The organism is Streptomyces sp. 1114.5 (assembly GCF_003635085.1).
Lineage (GTDB): Bacteria > Actinomycetota > Actinomycetes > Streptomycetales > Streptomycetaceae > Kitasatospora.
The window spans coordinates 4,763,829-4,778,397 of sequence record NZ_RBXE01000001.1; the positions used below are offsets into that span (position 1 = coordinate 4,763,829).

Sequence of the window (14,569 nt, forward strand, 5' to 3'; positions counted from 1 at the left end):
CGTCAGCCGAGGTCGTAGGCGGTCAGCGGGTGCCCGGCCCAGATCTCGCGGGAGGCCTGCTCGGGGTAGCGGACGGTCTCCGAGCGGGCGTCCAGGACCCGGGTGAGCTGCTGCTCCGGGTCGAAGGCGGCCCAGCCCGGGTCGCCGGTGGTGACGAACCGGACCCAGCCCTGCTGCAGCTCCCGGGAGAGCCGGACGGCCTCCGGGGCGGGCGGCTCGCCCAGGAAGTGCCGGCCGATCGGGCTGTCCAGGCTGCCGAACGCCAGCGGGACGTCGAGGCCGTGGCAGGCGCCGAACAGGCCGCCCATCGCGGGGGCCGGGTAGGCGAGTTCGACCAGGTACGAGGTGCCGCCGGCGGCGGAGTTGGCCTCGGCCAGTCGGAGCGAGGGCATCCGGAAGAGGGCGTCGGAGCTGACCGTCTCCAGCAGGTCCGAGGCGGTGGCCCCCGGGTGCGCGGCGCGGTACCGGTCCGGCCCGGACGGCGCCGGGGCGAGCAGGTCCAGCGCGAGGCCGGCCTCCTCGTCGGTGAAGGTGCCGTGCCGGCCGCTGAGGACGCCGAACAGGCGGAACTCGTCGCGGGTGTGACCGACCAGCAGGTCGACGCCCGCCACCCGGCCGGAGGCCAGGACGGACCAGGGCGCGCCGGGCAGGACCTCGCCGTCGACCACCGGGACGGTGGCGATGCCGGCCTGTGCCAACCGTCCCCAGCGCGCGAGGTGCCGGGGGAGTTCGGCGCCGAGGTCGGTGACCGCCGCGGCCAGGGTCCAGGGGGCGACCTCGGCCAGGGCGGCGGCCGTGGGGGCGGTGCCGACCAGCTTCGCGAGCTCGGCGGTGACCTCGGCGGCCAGGGCCGGGGTGCAGAGGTTGCCCGGGACGCTGTGGGCGATGGCCCGCCGGAACAGCCCGCGTGCCTTGTCCATGGTCAGTAGCGCGGCGACCGACCCGGCGCCGGCGGACTGCCCGGCGATGGTCACCCGGTCGGGATCGCCGCCGAACCGGGCGATGTTGCGCTGCACCCACTCCAGGGCGGCGATCTGGTCGAGGAAGGCCCGGTTGGCCGGGGCGCCCTCCAGCAGGGCGAAACCCTCCGCGCCCACGCGGTAGTTGATGCTCACCACGACCAGCCCGTGCCGGGCCAGCTCGACCGGGTCGTACAGCGGGTCTGCGGCGGTGCCGGACATGTAGCCGCCGCCGTGGATCCAGACCAGCACCGGCAGCCCGGTCCGGTCGGGGTGGGGGGTGCAGACGTTGAGCGTGAGCCAGTCGGTGCCCCGGCTGCCCTCGGCCGCTTCGGCGGGCAACGGGCCGGACTGCGGGACGGTCGGGCCGAACTCGAAGGCCTCGCGGACGCCGTCCCAGGGCTCGGGAGGGACGGGGGCGGCGAAGCGGAGCGGTCCGACCGGCGGCTGGGCGTAGCGGATGCCGCGGAAGACCGCGAGCCCCCGGTCCAGGAGGCCGCGGACGGTTCCCTCGGTGGTGTGGGCGACGGGATGGACGAGCATGTGGAGTCTCCTCCCTCGGAATGCCACCAGCGTTATAGGTCAGTTGTATTATGTCAAGCGTATGGGAAACTGCTCCGGGACGGATGTGGAACAGGCTCGGAGGAGTGGCAGGCGATGCCCAGGCAGGTGGACCACCGGGAGCGCCGCGAGACGATCGCGCGGGCGCTGTGGCGGGTGGTGGAGCGGCGCGGCGCCACGCACCTGACCATGCGCGAGGTCGCCCAGGAGGCGGGCATCTCGCTCGGACAGCTCCAGCACTACTTCACCTCCCGCGCGGCGATGCTCACCTTCGCGATGGACTTCGCCGGCGAGCAGACCGCGCTGCGGGTCGGCCGGGCGCTGGGGGAGCTGGGGGACCCGCCGCACCCGCGCGAGGTGCTGCGGGTGATGCTGGTCGAGCTGCTGCCCCTGCACGCCGACGCGCGCGCGACCAGCCGGATGAGCGCCGCCTACGTCCTGGAGGCGCTGCACGACGAGCAGGTCCACGCGCGGGCGCGGGACGGGCTGCTGCAGGGGCGGGCGACGGTGGAGCAGGTGGTCCGGCAGGCGATCGCCGACGGGCTGATCGCGGCCGACCGCGACCCGGCCGTGGAGACGGACCTGCTGCTCGCGCTCAGCGGGTTCACCACGCTGCTGGAGCTGGACGTGGTCGAGCCGGCCGCCGCGCTCACCGCCGTCGACCGGTACCTGGACCGGCTGTTCGCGGCCGGGGGGAGCGGCTGACGGGGGCGGGCCGCACGGGTCGGTAGCGGTAGGCACAGGGCGGGGCGGGCGGCGTGGCAGGCTACCGGGGTAGCACCGCAGCCCGTGACCAGGAGCACCGCCATGGACCGACCCGCCGACCCGCGCCCCGCCGACCCGCGTCCCGCCGCCTTCCGCCTCGACGCCACCGCCTCCGGGCACCCGGCGGGGATCCTGGACGCGGCCGAGCAGGCCGAACGCCGGGGCATGGACCGGCTGGTGGTCGCCGAGACCGCCTACGACCCGTTCCTCCAGCTCGCCCGCGCCGCCGACCGGACCTCGCGGATCGAACTGGCCACCGGCATCGCCGTGGCCTTCGCCCGTACCCCGATGACCCTGGCCTACCAGGCCTGGGGGCTGCACGCGGCCTCCGGCGGACGGGCCGTCATCGGGCTGGGCTCGCAGGTCAAGCCGCACATCGAGAAGCGCTTCGGGATGCCCTGGGACCGTCCGGCCGCCCGGATGCGCGAGTACGTGCACGCGGTGCGGGCGATCTGGCACAGCTGGCAGACCGGTGAACGGCTGCGCTTCCGGGGCGAGTTCTACACCCACACGGTGATGACGCCGGTCTTCTCGCCCGACCCCGTGCCGTCCGGGGTGCCGAGGATCCTGCTGGCGGGCGTCGGACCGCTGATGACCCGCACCGCCGGTGCGGTGGCCGACGGCTTCCTGAGCCACCCGTTCACCTCCACCGCGTACCTGGCCGAGCAGGTGCTGCCCGGCCTGACCGAGGAGCGGGCGCGGGCCGAGGCGGAGGGGGCCGGGTGGACGGAGCGGCCGTTCGAGGTGGTCGGCAACGTGCTCACCGCGACCGGGCGCACCGAGGAGGAGCTGGCGGCCAACCGGGCCGCGACCCGTGAGCGGCTCGCGTTCTACGCCTCGACGCCGGCCTACCGCCCGGTGCTGGCGCAGCACGGCTGGGAGGGGCTGCAGGAGGAGCTGCACGCCCACTCGGTGCGCGGGCGCTGGGCGGAGATGGCCGCGCTGATCGACGACGAGGTCTTCGACACCTTCGCGGTGTCCGGGCCGGTCGAGGAGGCCGCCCGGGAGATCCACCGCCGGTACGCGGGCCTGGTCACCCGGCTGTCCGTCAGCCTGCCCGAGGACGCCGACCCGGAGCTGGGCCCGGACGTGCTGGACGCGGTGCGCGCACTGGGCTGAGGGCCGGGCCGATGGCATGCCGTGGCTCGGCTCGGCTCAGGCGTTCGGCACCGGCGGTGCGGCGCGCCGCTCGCGCAGTGTCCGGAGCATCCGGCGGGTCGCCCTGGTGGCGACCGGCGGCAGCAGGTCCAGCGCCAGCCGGCGCGAGGTCGAGCGCTCGACCGGCGGCTTGACCTGGTAGTTGAGGCGCACCACGGCCGATCCGGCGATGGTGTCCTCGTCCACGGTGTAGCCCCCGGCCCGCCAGTCCCGCCGCAGCAGGACCTCCCGGACGGCCGCGGCGTCGCCCCAGGTGCCGTAGAACTTCATCGGGGTGAGCAGGACCGGCCGCAGCCCGCCGGTGAAGACCGCCTCCCAGACCGCGGCCGAGACGCCGGGGGTGTGTTCGGAGCGGTAGTCGTCCAGGGCGACCAGGCCGTCCTCGGCGAGCGCGGACCGGGCGACGGCGATGTCCCCGGCGACGTGCTCGTACAGGTGGGAGGCGTCGACGTGGACGAACCGGCAGCTGCCCGCCGGGATCCGGCCGTCGGCCAGCACCGAGGTGGGCGCCTGCACGATCTCGGGCAACTCGCGGTGGAAGGCGAGGTAGTTGGCCTCGAAGGCGCTGCGGGTGAGGGTCTTCCGGTAGGACATGGCCATCTCGGCGGCGTTGTCCGCGTCGCCCGCCTCGGAGTCGAACAGGTCGCAGACCGTCAGCCGCTCGCCCGGCTGCAGGTGGTCGCCGAGCAGGACGGCGCTGCGGCCCAGGTAGCTGCCGAGCTCCAGGATGTCGCCGGTGACGCCGGCCGCGCTCTGGGCGGACAGCAGGTGCCCGAACGCGGCCCGGTCCAGACTGAAGAACCAACCGGGGATATCGTCCCGCTTCACCGGTGCGGGGCGGGCGGCTGAGGTCTCGGCATTGGGCACGGCGGCCTCCAGGGGGACGGCGGGGCGCGGTGGCGGGTCACGCCGCGGAGGGGACGCCGAGGACGTGAGGCGGATCATCATAGCCACGCCGGGGCCCGGTGGAACCAGGACCGGAAGGGCCGGATTCCGACGGCCCGCCCCCGTGCCGTTCGGGTCGGACGGGTCAGTCCGCTGCGCCGGGAGGGGTGAGCCGTTCCAGGTCCGCGATGGTTCCGGTCAGCCAGCTCCGCTCGGCCGTCGAGGAGGCGCGCGCGACCAGCAGCATGCCGCGCCGGAAGGGGTTCGGCTCGCGCTCCGCGGTGACCGGATGGCCGTCGCCGTCGTAGAAGAAGCTGCTGGGCGCGGTCAGGAAGGCCAGTCGGCGGCGCAGGACGGCGGCCTGCCGGGGCGGGTCGGCGAGGTGGTGGAGGAATGCGGCGAGGGTGAAGAAGCGGATCTGGTCGGTGATCTCGGCCTGTTCCGGGTCGGCCAGCCGTCGCAGCAGCTCGGCCCGGCCCTCCCCGGTCAGCTCCAGGGTCTGGCGCGGTGCGGCACCGGTGCCGGGCTCGGTGCGGCGGGACAGCAGGCCGGACTTCTCCAGCCGGGCGATGGCGGGGTAGAGCGCGCCGTCGCTGACCGGGCGGACGTGGCCGGTCAGGCCGGTGATCCGGGACTTCAGCTCGTAGCCGTGCAGCGGCTGGTCGTACAGGAAGCCGAGGATCGCGAGGGTCAGCACGGTCGAAGCCCTTCCGTCGGAGTGCGCCCCGTGTGGTGCGCGCGGTGACGTGCGCCCCGTTACTGCGCCCGGTGACGTGTGCCGGGTCGTGTGCGCCTGGTGCCGGGGTCATGTTACCTCTTGTCGATGTGCCTCGAAGCGAGGTATCTCTATTCGAGGCTGCCGTTCGGGACCGGGCACGGTCGCGCCCAAGGCGGGGGAACAGCCGGATCAGGGGAGGAAACATGCGCGGGCATCTGCCCCGACTCACGGCGCTGGCCGTACCCGTCTACGCGGAACTGCTCTCAGGGGTGGTCGCCTCGGTCATCGGCACGCTCTGGGTGGCCGGCCTCGGCGGGGCCGCGGTCGCCGCCGTCACACTGGCCGGCACCGTCGAGAACCTGCTCCTCGGGCTCGTCCTGGTGGTCGCCTCCGGGACCAGCGTCCGGCTCGCCCGCGGCCTCGGCGCAGACGACCCCGCCGAGGCCGCCCGCACCACCCGGGCAGCCTGGCGGCTCTGCGCCGCGGGCAGCCTCGCGCTCGCCGTGCCCGGCTTCCTGCTGCGGGACCGGCTGGCGGGCGCCTTCCTGGACGGCGAGGCCGCCACCCGCGCCGCCGAGTACTTCACCGTGGCCTTCCCGGCCTTCGCCCTGTTCTTCGCACAGCGCGTCGCCGACGAACTGTTCAAGGGCACGGGCGACACCCGCACCCCGATGCGGATCGCCCTGCTCTCCAACGCTCTGCTGCTCGCCCTCGACCCCCTGCTCATCCTCGGCTCCGGCCCGCTGCCAGCCCTCGGCGTCCCGGGCGCCGCACTGGCCCTGGCCCTGTCACGCGCGATCGCCCTCGCCGTCACCCTGCGGCTGCTGCGGCGCCGCCGCCCGTGGCAGCCGGCCGACGGCAGCGCCAGAGGAGTGTTCGGAACCGGGGGAGTGGGCGGCGCCGCGGCCCGGATCCTGCGCGCGGGAGCACCGTTCGGCCTGGACTTCACCGCCCGGATGGCCGTCGGCACCGCCCAACTCGGGCTCGTCGCGGGCTTCGGCGTCGCGGCGGTCGCCGGGTACGGGGTCGGCTACCGCATCTTGCTCGTCGTCACCATGGCCTTCTACGCGCTGCGCCAGGCCGGCGCGATCGAGGCGGCCCGCCTCACCGGCGCCGGAGACGGCGCCGCGCTGCGGACCCTGCGCCGCGACACCGGACGCCTCGCCGCAGGCCTCGGTGCGGTGGCGGCACTGCTGTCCGCGGCGCTCGCCGCCCCGCTGACCGCGCTGTTCACCGACGACCGGGCGGTGGCCGCGCAGTCCGTCGGCTTCCTGCGGATGGCGGCGCTCTACCTGCTCGCGTACGCCCTGGTGGTGGCCCTCGGCGGGGTCCACCAGGGGGCGGGGGCCGGCCGTCCGCTGGTGCTCTCCGTCCTGCTCGGGCTCGGCGTCCAACTCGCCGCCTCCGCAGCCCTGTCGGGGCCACTCGGGATCTCGGGCGTCTGGCTCGGACCGGCCGCCGGTGCTGCCGTGCAGCTCGCGCTGCTCGCGCTCCTCACCCGCCGCCCGCGGCCGTCGGCACAGGCGCAGCCACCGGCGCACTCGCAGGCAGAGGCGCAGGAACAGGCGCAGGAACAGGCACAGGGGGACGCGGCACGGGCACTTCGGCCGGTCGAATGACGTACCGCGTCGCAACCCTCCCCAACTCGCCTTCGTGACGCAGGTGGAGACGCCGAGGCGACCCCGCTCGGCCCGGTGCGGCAGGTGGTCGAGGCCGAACGCCCGGGGCCCCAGCGGCTGTCCGCCGGCCGGGACGTCCCACCGGCGTACGGCGCGGACGTCCCGGCCGGCGCGGCATCACCGGCGCGGGGCGGACTCCGGCGCCGGCACACCGGCGCGGCCCGGCAGCCCCGCACCGTCCCGGCCCGGCAGCCGTGCCGCGAGCAGCGTCCCCGCTGCGGCCACCGCGGCCATCGCCAGGGCGGCGGGCGCCAGTGCCGCGCCGGGATCCGCCCGTCCGGCCGTGGTGGTGGCGAGGGCGATGCCCACGGCCGGGCCGATGTTCATCACGGTCTGCTGCAGCCCGCCCGCGACGCCCGCCTCGGCGGTGGACGCGCCCCGCACCACCGCTGCGGTGGCCGTGGCCATCACCGCGCCGAAGCCGGTACCGAGCAGCAGGAAGCAGACGGCGATCGCGAACGTCCCGGTACCGGGCCCGAGCCGGGCGGTGAGCAGGACGCCCGTGGTGAGCAGGCCCATCCCCGACAGCACGACGGCGCGCTCGCCGTGACGTTTCGCCAGCCGGGCCGCCCCGACCGCGGAGAGAATCATCGCCACCGCGAGCGGGGCCGCCCGCAAACCGCTCCGGAAGGCGTCGAGCCCCAGGACGTCCTGCAGGTAGTAGGTGGCCGGGAACAGCACGCCTTGGAGCGCCGCCGAGGCGGCCAGCAGGACGCCGAGCGGCGCCGCGACCGTCGGTGAGCGCAGCAGGGAGGGCGGCAGCAGCGGGTGAGCGGTGCGCCGCTCGTGCCGGGCCAGCGCCAGGGCGAGGAACCCGGCCGCCACCAGGCCGAGGAACGTCGTCGCCGACCAGCCCGTGTCCGGCAGACCGATCAGCGTGTGCACGAGGCCGGCCAGGGCGAGTGCGAGCAGGGCCGCGCCCGGCAGGTCCAGACCGCCGTCGCGAGCCGAACCGCCGTCGCGCGCGGAGCTCCCGGGGTGCGCGACTGCGGAGGGCACGGCGAGGGCCGACAGGAGGGCGGCCGCGGCGGGCAGGACGCCGAGCACGAAGACCGACCGCCAGCCGAAGTGCGCGGTGAGCGCGCCGCCGACCAGCGGCCCGGCCGCACTCGCGAGCGCGATCGCGGCGGTGCGCACGGCGATCGCGCCGGACAGGCGGTCCGCGGGCCAGACGGCGCGCAGCATGCCGAGGGTGGCCGGCTGCAGCAGGGCGCCCGCCACGCCCTGGACCACGCGCAGGGCGATCACCCAGCCGATGCCGGGCGCGAACGCGATCCCGGCGGAGCTCGCCGCGAATCCCGCCACCCCGAGGGCGAAGACCCGCCGGTGCCCGTACCGGTCGCCCAGCCGGCCGGCAAAGACCAGCAGGGCGGCGACGGTGACGAGGTACCCGGAGCCGGCCCACTGGACGGCCGCGACGGAGGCGTGCAGGTCGTGCTGGAGGACGGGGCGGGCGACGGTCAGCACCGTGCCGTCGAGGGCGACCAGGACGGCGCCGGTGATGCTCGCGGTCAGGGTGAGCCGTTGGTGGCGGCGCGCCGTCACCGGGCGGCCCGGCCGAGGTCGGTGTCCAGGATGCCGAGGTGGGTGTCCAGGACGGCGCGCAGCAGCGGTTCGATGTCCTCGCTGCCGGTGATGAGCTGCAGGCTGCCCCAGGCGCGGAGTTGGGCGAGGCCGTGGAGGTTGGACCAGAGGGCGGCGGTGGCGGCGGTCGGGTCGTCGTGCTGCGGGTGGACCTCGGAGACGAGGCCGGCGAAGGTCAGGAACAGCGGCATCGAGGTCCGGCGCAGGTCCGTTCCGCTGCCCTCCAGCAGGTCGTGGCGGAACATCAGCTCGAACATGCCGGGGTTGGCGGCGGCGAAGCCGAGGTAGGCGCGGGCGAGTGCGTCGATGCGGGTGCGGGCGTCGGCGCCGGTGGCGGCGGCGAGTGCGTCGGCGCCGGCCAGGGTGTCGGTGAGCCGGCCGAAGCCGTGCCGGGCGATGGCGGCGAGCAGTTCGCGGTGGGTCGGGAAGTAGCGGCGGGGGGCGCCGTGCGAGACCCCGGCGTGGCGGGCGATCTCGCGCAGCCCGAGCGCCTGGACGCCGCCGGTGGCCACCAGTTCGACGCCGGCGGCCACCAGTCGGGCCCGGAGGTCCCTGTCGTCATCGGTCATGGACACTGTCTACCAGTCGGTCGTAGACAGTGTCTACTCGCCTCCTCCGCGGGCGCCCGGGCAGAATCGGGGCATGGACGAAGGCGGCGAGTCGGCCTGTCGGCTGGACCGGGTGTGCCCGGAGTGCGGGCGGCTGCGCGAGTGGCCCGGGCCGGGGGAATGCGAGAACTGCGGCGCCGGCGAGGACACGGCCCCCGAGCGCACGGTGCCGGAAAGCTGAACCCCGGCCCGGCCGAACGGCCGGACCGGGGCAGCGGGCAGGGGAGCGGGTCGGGTCGCGGCCCGACGGCGGTCGGCTACTGCGGCGGCTCGTCGCGGAACTGGTTCTTCAGCTGTTCCTGAGTCGCGTCCACCTGGCCGCTGTACTTGCTCTGGGTGCGTTCGTCGACGGCGTCTCCCGCCTTGTCGACGGCCTTGTCGGCCTGCTCCTCATGGCCCTTCAGCAGGCTCTTGAGCTTATCCATCATGGACATGTGGTCACACTCCCGGATGAGACGGCCCCACCCCTCCAATATCACCGCGCATCCCCCGACGCGCATCCCGCAGGGCGTGCGGCGGGCTTGGCAACGCGATTCCGGTCCTGTCAAATCGGGAGTTCACGGCCCGTCGGAAGGAGTCGCCTTGAAGTTGCGCAGCCGTCGCTCGACCTCCCCGTTCGACCGCCCCACCCCGTTCGACCGCCCCACCCCGCTGGACCGTCCCACCCCCGGACCGCGCCCGCGCACCGCCGTCACCCGGCGCACCGCGGGCGCCGCACTGACCGTGGCCGCGCTGGTCGCACCGTTACTGCTGGCCGGTGCGGGGAGCGCCGCCGCCGACCCGGATCCGGCACGCAAGGCGGCCCGGTTGGCCGCCCGGTTGGTCGAGGCCAGCGACGCCGAGACCGCCCACGACACCCTGGCCGCGCTGCAGCGGATCGCCGACCGCAACGGCGGTACCCGGGTGGCCGGTTCGAAGGGGCACGACCAGTCCGCGCAGTACGTCTACGAGCAGGCCCGGCGGGCCGGACTCAAGGTCTCCAAGCAGGAGTTCGAGTACACCTTCTTCGAAGCCCGTGCGCAGCGCCTCGACGTGCTGTCCCCGAAGGCCGAGTCGGTGCCGGTGATCGCCATGACCTACTCGGTGGGCGGCCCGGACGCGGGCCTCACCGCCGAGTTGGCCGTCGTCCCGGTCGGCGCCACCACCGGCTGCGCAGCCACCGACTACCCGGCGGGCGCGTTCGCCGGCAGGATCGCGCTTATCCGGCGCGGCGGGTGCAGCTTCGCCCAGAAGCAGGCCGCCGCCGCAGCGGCGGGCGCGACCGGCGCGCTCATCTACAACAACGCCGACGGCGACCTCAACGGCACCCTCGGGGACCCGACGGCCGGGAAGGTCCCGACCGGCGGGATCACCAAGGCCGCGGGCGAGGCACTGGCCGCCGAGGCCGCCACCGGGCCCGTCCGGGTGACCCTCGACATCCGCACCTTCATGGAGCCGCGCAAGACCTGGAACATCATCGCGGAGACCCGCGGCGGCGACCCGGACAACACCGTGATGGTCGGCGCGCACCTGGACTCCGTCCCGGCCGGCCCCGGCATCAACGACAACGGCTCCGGCTCGGCCGGCATCCTTGAGGTCGCGCAGAACCTCGGCGTCCACCCGGTGAAGAACAAGGTCAGATTCGCCTGGTGGTCCGCCGAGGAGTTCGGCCTCAAGGGCTCCGAGGCGTACGTGAACTCACTCTCCGAAGCGGATCGGAAGAAGATCCGGCTCTACCTCAACTTCGACATGATCGCATCCCCCAACTACGCGCAGTTCGTCTACAACGGCTCCGGCAGCGCCGGCGGCGGTGCCGGCCCCGCGGGCTCGGCACAGATCGAGCGGGACATCACCGGCTACCTGGACGGCCTCGGCCTGCCGCACGACCCGACCGCCTTCGACGGCCGCTCCGACTACGGTCCGTTCATCGACGCGGGCATCCCGGCGGGCGGCACCGACACCGGCGCCGAGAAGATCAAGTCCCCCGAGCAGGCGGACCGTTACGGCGGCACGCCGGGCAGCGCCTATGACTCCTGCTACCACAAGGCCTGCGACGACCTGGCCAACATCGACATGGACGCCTTCGACGTCAACATCGACGTGATCGCCCACGCCGTCGGCACGTACGCCTGGGACCTCTCCTCGCTGCAGCAGCCCGTACCGGCCCAGCGCCCGGCCGCTCCGGCACCGGCCGCTCAGGCACCGACCGGGACCGGGGTGAGCGGCCACGCCCACGGGGTGACGGCCTGACGCCCGGGTGGGCCCGCTGCCGTCCTCGGGCGGCGGGCCCACCCGCCCGCCGTACACGCACCGCCTGCCGCCGTACGTGGTGCAGCCATCCGCTCCTCCCTCCCCTCCGTCATCGCCCCTGGTGGGCGCCGGTGCGGTCACCGTAGCGGAGACCCCTGACAATCCGGCCCCGGGGCCTGTACGGTCGCGCGGAGCGCTTCCGCCGAGACCCGGTGGGTGCGCTGAGCGCGGTCCTGCCACCATGGGACCGAGATCACGAGACCGTGACACCCTCGGAGGAGTCAGCAACATGAGCACGCACTACGACGTCGTCGTCCTCGGCGCGGGCCCCGGCGGCTACACCGCCGCCGTCCGCTCGGCACAGCTGGGCCTGAAGGTCGCCGTCATCGAGGCCAAGTACTGGGGTGGCGTCTGCCTCAACGTCGGCTGCATCCCCTCCAAGGCCCTGCTGCGCAACGCCGAGCTGGCCCACATCTTCACCAAGGAGGCCAAGACCTTCGGCATCAAGGTCGAGGGCCAGGTGACCTTCGACTTCGGCGAGGCGTTCCGCCGTAGCCGCTCGGTGGCCGACGGCCGGGTCAAGGGCGTCCACTACCTGATGAAGAAGAACGGCATCACCGAGTACGACGGCTGGGGCACCTTCGTCGACGACCACACCCTCCAGGTCGCGCTCAGCGGCGGCGGCTTCGACGTGGTCACCTTCGACCACTGCATCATCGCGGCCGGCGCCACCACCCGCCTGCTGCCCGGCACCAGCCTGAGCGACCGCGTGGTCACCTACGAGGAGCAGATCCTCACGGAGCAGCTGCCGGAGAGCATCATCATCGCGGGCGCCGGTGCGATCGGCGTCGAGTTCGCGTACGTGCTGCACAACTACGGCGTGAAGGTCACCATCGTCGAGTTCCTGGACCGCGTGGTGCCGCTGGAGGACGTCGAGGTCTCCACCGAACTCGCCAAGCAGTACCGCAAGCTGGGCATCGAGGTGCTGACCTCCACCCGGGTCGAGTCGATCGACGACAGCGACCCGAACGCCAAGGTCCGCGTCACCGTCACCAAGGACGGCGAGCAGAAGGTGCTGGAGGCCGACAAGGTGCTCCAGGCGATCGGCTTCGCGCCGCGCGTCAACGGCTACGGCCTGGAGAACACCGGGGTCAAGCTGACCGACCGCAACGCCATCGCGGTGGACGGCCGCGGCCGCACCAGCGTCGACCACATCTTCGCGATCGGCGACGTGACGGCCAAGCTGATGCTCGCGCACGCCGCCGAGACGATGGCCGTGATCGCCGCCGAGACCATCGGCGGGGCGGAGACCATGGAGGTCGACTTCGCCATGATCCCGCGCGCCACCTACTGCCAGCCGCAGATCGCCTCCTTCGGCTACACCGAGGCGCAGGCCCGCGAGCTGGGCTACGACGTCAAGGTCGCCAAGTTCCCGTTCACCGCAAACGGCAAGGCGCACGGCCTCGGCCACCCGATCGGCTTCGTCAAGGTCATCAGCGACAACAAGTACGGCGAGCTGCTCGGCGCCCACCTGATCGGCCCCGAGGTCACCGAGCTGCTGCCGGAGCTGACGCTGGCCCAGCAGTGGGACCTGACCGTCCACGAGGTCGCCCGCAACGTGCACGCCCACCCGACCCTGGGCGAGGCCGTCAAGGAGGCCATCCACGGCCTCGCCGGGCACATGATCAACATGTGACGCACCGGAACCGGAACCGGCGCCGGGCCTGACACCGGAACCGGTACCGCACCCGGCGCCCGGACGGGCCGGGCCGTGCCCCGTCGAGCAGTCGCTCGGCGGGGCACGGCCGGACAGGCCCTGGGTCAGGACAGCTGGGTGCGCAGCCAGGCCTCGACCTCGGAGGTCACCGGGTCGGTGAGGTCGCCGAACTCCTCGTGCTTGAGGAGGAACTTGGCGACGTACGGGCAGACCGGCACGATCCGCTTCCCGGCGGCGCGCACGTCGGTGAGCGCCTCCTGGACGAGGACGGAGGCGAGGCCCCGGCCAGCGAAGGCCTCGTCGATCTCGGTGTGGTAGAAGACGCGCTGCTCCTCGTGGTCCCGGTACTCGGTGAAGCCGGCGAGCTCGCCGTCCACGAGGATCTCGTACCGGTTCCGGTCGTCGGCGCGCTCGACGACGGTGCTGGCGGAAGTGGTCACGGTGGGGGGCCCTTCGGTCGTCCGGGGTGTCGTGTCTCCGACGTCGGTCATCGGCATCCTGCCAGGCCGCTCCGGCCCTGGTCACCCCCGGTCCTGGTCACCCCCCTGGCGCTGGTCCCCCCGCCCCCGGTCCTGGTCACCGCCGTCGTCCTGGGCGCGGAGCTCGCCGAGCACCGCCCAGGCGACGGAGACCACCGGCACGGCCACCACCGCGCCCAGGATGCCCGCCAGTACGGCACCGCCGGCCACCGACAGGGCGATGACCACCGGGTGGATCCGCACGGACCAGCCGAGCACCAGTGGGTGCAGCAGGTGGCCCTCGATCTGGCCGATGATCACGATCAGGGCGAGCACCAGCAGCGCGGTCACCGGCCCGCGGGCGGCCAGGGCGACCACGGACGCGACGGCCAGGGCGATCGGCGAGCCGATCAGCGGGATGAGCGCCGCCACGAACTCCAGCACCATCAGCGGCAGGACCAGCGGCACCCGCAGGACGGCCAGCGCGATGCCGACCAGCGCGGCGTTGCTGGCCGCCACGATCAGCACGCCGCGGGTGTAGCCGGCGAAGGTCCGCCAGGCCGCGCGGCCGGTGCGGTCCCAGACGGTACGGCTGTCGCCCGGGAGCTGCCGTTGGGCCCAGGTCCACATCCGGTCGCCGGAGTGCAGGAAGAACACCGAGCAGAACACGGCGAGCGCCAGCCCGGTGACCAGTTCGACGACCCGGCCGGCGCCGCTGAGCGCGGTGCTGACCAGGGTCGAGCGGTGGGAGGAGATGAAGGCGCCGATCTTGGCCCGCAGGTCGGTGACGGTGCCCGGGCGCAGGTGGAAGGGGGCGCCGGTGAGCCAGTGGTCGATCCGGCCGAGGCCGCCGCGCAGCTCGTCGCTCAGCCGGCCCCACTCCGCGGCGACGGTCGTGCCGACCAGCGTCAGCACCCCGGCGACGACCGCGACGGAGCAGAGCAGGGCCAGCGCGACGGCGAGCGAGCGGGGCGTGAGCCGGGCGCAGAGGTCGACCAGCGGGCGCAGCACCGAGGTGATCACCAGCGCCACGAACAGCGCGACGACCGGCACTTCGAGCCGGGCGAGCACGTCGACGACCAGGTAGGCGCCGAGGCCGAGCAGCCCCAGCCGCCAGGTGTAGCCGGCCGCCGTCCGCAGCCCGGAGGGCACCCGTTCGGCGGACGGCGCCCGCCGCCCCCGGGCCGGCCCGGGGCCGGTTCGCCCCGGTGCCGCCCGGGGACGGCGGCTGCCGAGCGGTACGGCCCG

General features: G+C 74.2%; 14 protein-coding genes. 6 read left to right on the top strand and 8 right to left on the bottom strand.

The window, feature by feature from the left end:
• Nucleotides 1-2: 2 nt before the first annotated feature.
• Complete coding sequence (locus BX285_RS21170) at nt 3-1,502, bottom strand: carboxylesterase/lipase family protein (protein ID WP_097239422.1); 1,500 nt, start codon at nt 1,500-1,502, stop codon at nt 3-5.
• A 114-nt stretch (nt 1,503-1,616) separates the two neighbouring features.
• Between BX285_RS21170 and BX285_RS21175 the strand changes: the two genes are divergently transcribed.
• Complete coding sequence (locus BX285_RS21175; RefSeq protein ID WP_097239423.1) at nt 1,617-2,225, top strand: TetR/AcrR family transcriptional regulator; 609 nt, start codon at nt 1,617-1,619, stop codon at nt 2,223-2,225.
• Between the two features lie 102 nt (nt 2,226-2,327).
• Nucleotides 2,328-3,404, top strand: a complete 1,077-nt coding sequence (locus BX285_RS21180; protein WP_097239424.1) for a TIGR03617 family F420-dependent LLM class oxidoreductase — start codon at nt 2,328-2,330, stop codon at nt 3,402-3,404.
• Nucleotides 3,405-3,440: 36 nt separating this feature from the next.
• On the opposite strand, the gene BX285_RS21185 is transcribed toward BX285_RS21180, so the two are convergent.
• A complete protein-coding gene (locus BX285_RS21185) occupies nt 3,441-4,310 on the bottom strand; it encodes a class I SAM-dependent methyltransferase (RefSeq protein WP_259470615.1) in 870 nt (289 codons plus the stop codon).
• Nucleotides 4,311-4,473: 163 nt separating this feature from the next.
• Nucleotides 4,474-5,025: a PadR family transcriptional regulator gene (locus BX285_RS21190; protein ID WP_121176427.1), complete on the bottom strand. Its 552-nt coding sequence runs from the start codon at nt 5,023-5,025 to the stop codon at nt 4,474-4,476.
• A gap of 224 nt (nt 5,026-5,249) precedes the next feature.
• Between BX285_RS21190 and BX285_RS21195 the strand changes: the two genes are divergently transcribed.
• Nucleotides 5,250-6,665: an MATE family efflux transporter gene (locus BX285_RS21195; RefSeq protein WP_183107120.1), complete on the top strand. Its 1,416-nt coding sequence runs from the start codon at nt 5,250-5,252 to the stop codon at nt 6,663-6,665.
• Between the two features lie 177 nt (nt 6,666-6,842).
• Here the strand turns inward: BX285_RS21195 and BX285_RS21200 are convergent, their stop codons facing one another.
• Complete coding sequence (locus tag BX285_RS21200) at nt 6,843-8,270, bottom strand: MFS transporter (protein WP_097239427.1); 1,428 nt, start codon at nt 8,268-8,270, stop codon at nt 6,843-6,845.
• A complete protein-coding gene (locus BX285_RS21205) occupies nt 8,267-8,878 on the bottom strand; it encodes a TetR/AcrR family transcriptional regulator (RefSeq protein ID WP_097239428.1) in 612 nt (203 codons plus the stop codon). Before BX285_RS21205 ends, BX285_RS21200 begins: the two co-directional genes overlap by 4 nt.
• 73 nt (nt 8,879-8,951) lie before the next feature.
• Between BX285_RS21205 and BX285_RS37445 the strand changes: the two genes are divergently transcribed.
• Nucleotides 8,952-9,098: a hypothetical protein gene (locus BX285_RS37445; RefSeq protein WP_183107121.1), complete on the top strand. Its 147-nt coding sequence runs from the start codon at nt 8,952-8,954 to the stop codon at nt 9,096-9,098.
• A gap of 76 nt (nt 9,099-9,174) precedes the next feature.
• Here BX285_RS37445 and BX285_RS21215 read toward each other — a convergent pair whose 3' ends face one another.
• Nucleotides 9,175-9,351 carry an antitoxin gene (locus BX285_RS21215; protein WP_097239430.1) on the bottom strand — a complete coding sequence of 59 codons (177 nt, stop codon included), beginning with the start codon at nt 9,349-9,351 and terminating at the stop codon, nt 9,175-9,177.
• A 283-nt stretch (nt 9,352-9,634) separates the two neighbouring features.
• Here BX285_RS21215 and BX285_RS21220 point away from each other — a divergent pair, with 283 nt between their 5' ends.
• Together BX285_RS21220 and lpdA are read left to right on the top strand one after the other, a co-directional pair.
• Nucleotides 9,635-11,146, top strand: coding sequence for a M28 family metallopeptidase (locus BX285_RS21220; protein WP_398900988.1), 1,512 nt, complete (start codon nt 9,635-9,637; stop codon nt 11,144-11,146).
• Nucleotides 11,147-11,435: 289 nt separating this feature from the next.
• On the top strand, nt 11,436-12,842 hold the full coding sequence (lpdA, locus tag BX285_RS21225) for a dihydrolipoyl dehydrogenase (protein WP_097239432.1): 1,407 nt from the start codon (nt 11,436-11,438) through the stop codon (nt 12,840-12,842).
• A gap of 125 nt (nt 12,843-12,967) precedes the next feature.
• Here the strand turns inward: lpdA and BX285_RS21230 are convergent, their stop codons facing one another.
• Both BX285_RS21230 and BX285_RS21235 read right to left on the bottom strand, forming a co-directional pair.
• Complete coding sequence (locus tag BX285_RS21230; RefSeq protein ID WP_257032942.1) at nt 12,968-13,303, bottom strand: GNAT family N-acetyltransferase; 336 nt, start codon at nt 13,301-13,303, stop codon at nt 12,968-12,970.
• 81 nt (nt 13,304-13,384) lie between these two features.
• A complete protein-coding gene (locus tag BX285_RS21235; RefSeq protein WP_259470617.1) occupies nt 13,385-14,473 on the bottom strand; it encodes an AI-2E family transporter in 1,089 nt (362 codons plus the stop codon).
• Nucleotides 14,474-14,569: the final 96 nt, after the last annotated feature.

What these genes read in the sequence shown, in the direction of transcription:
- BX285_RS21205 (WP_097239428.1), bottom strand. Translation starts at nt 8,878, where the DNA reads ATGACCGATGACGACAGGGACCTCCGGGCCCGACTGGTGGCCGCCGGC.
- BX285_RS21170 (WP_097239422.1), bottom strand. Translation starts at nt 1,502, where the DNA reads ATGCTCGTCCATCCCGTCGCCCACACCACCGAGGGAACCGTCCGCGGC.
- lpdA (WP_097239432.1), top strand. Translation starts at nt 11,436, where the DNA reads ATGAGCACGCACTACGACGTCGTCGTCCTCGGCGCGGGCCCCGGCGGC.
- BX285_RS21195 (WP_183107120.1), top strand. Translation starts at nt 5,250, where the DNA reads ATGCGCGGGCATCTGCCCCGACTCACGGCGCTGGCCGTACCCGTCTAC.
- BX285_RS21215 (WP_097239430.1), bottom strand. Translation starts at nt 9,351, where the DNA reads ATGTCCATGATGGATAAGCTCAAGAGCCTGCTGAAGGGCCATGAGGAG.
- BX285_RS21175 (WP_097239423.1), top strand. Translation starts at nt 1,617, where the DNA reads ATGCCCAGGCAGGTGGACCACCGGGAGCGCCGCGAGACGATCGCGCGG.
- BX285_RS37445 (WP_183107121.1), top strand. Translation starts at nt 8,952, where the DNA reads ATGGACGAAGGCGGCGAGTCGGCCTGTCGGCTGGACCGGGTGTGCCCG.
- BX285_RS21180 (WP_097239424.1), top strand. Translation starts at nt 2,328, where the DNA reads ATGGACCGACCCGCCGACCCGCGCCCCGCCGACCCGCGTCCCGCCGCC.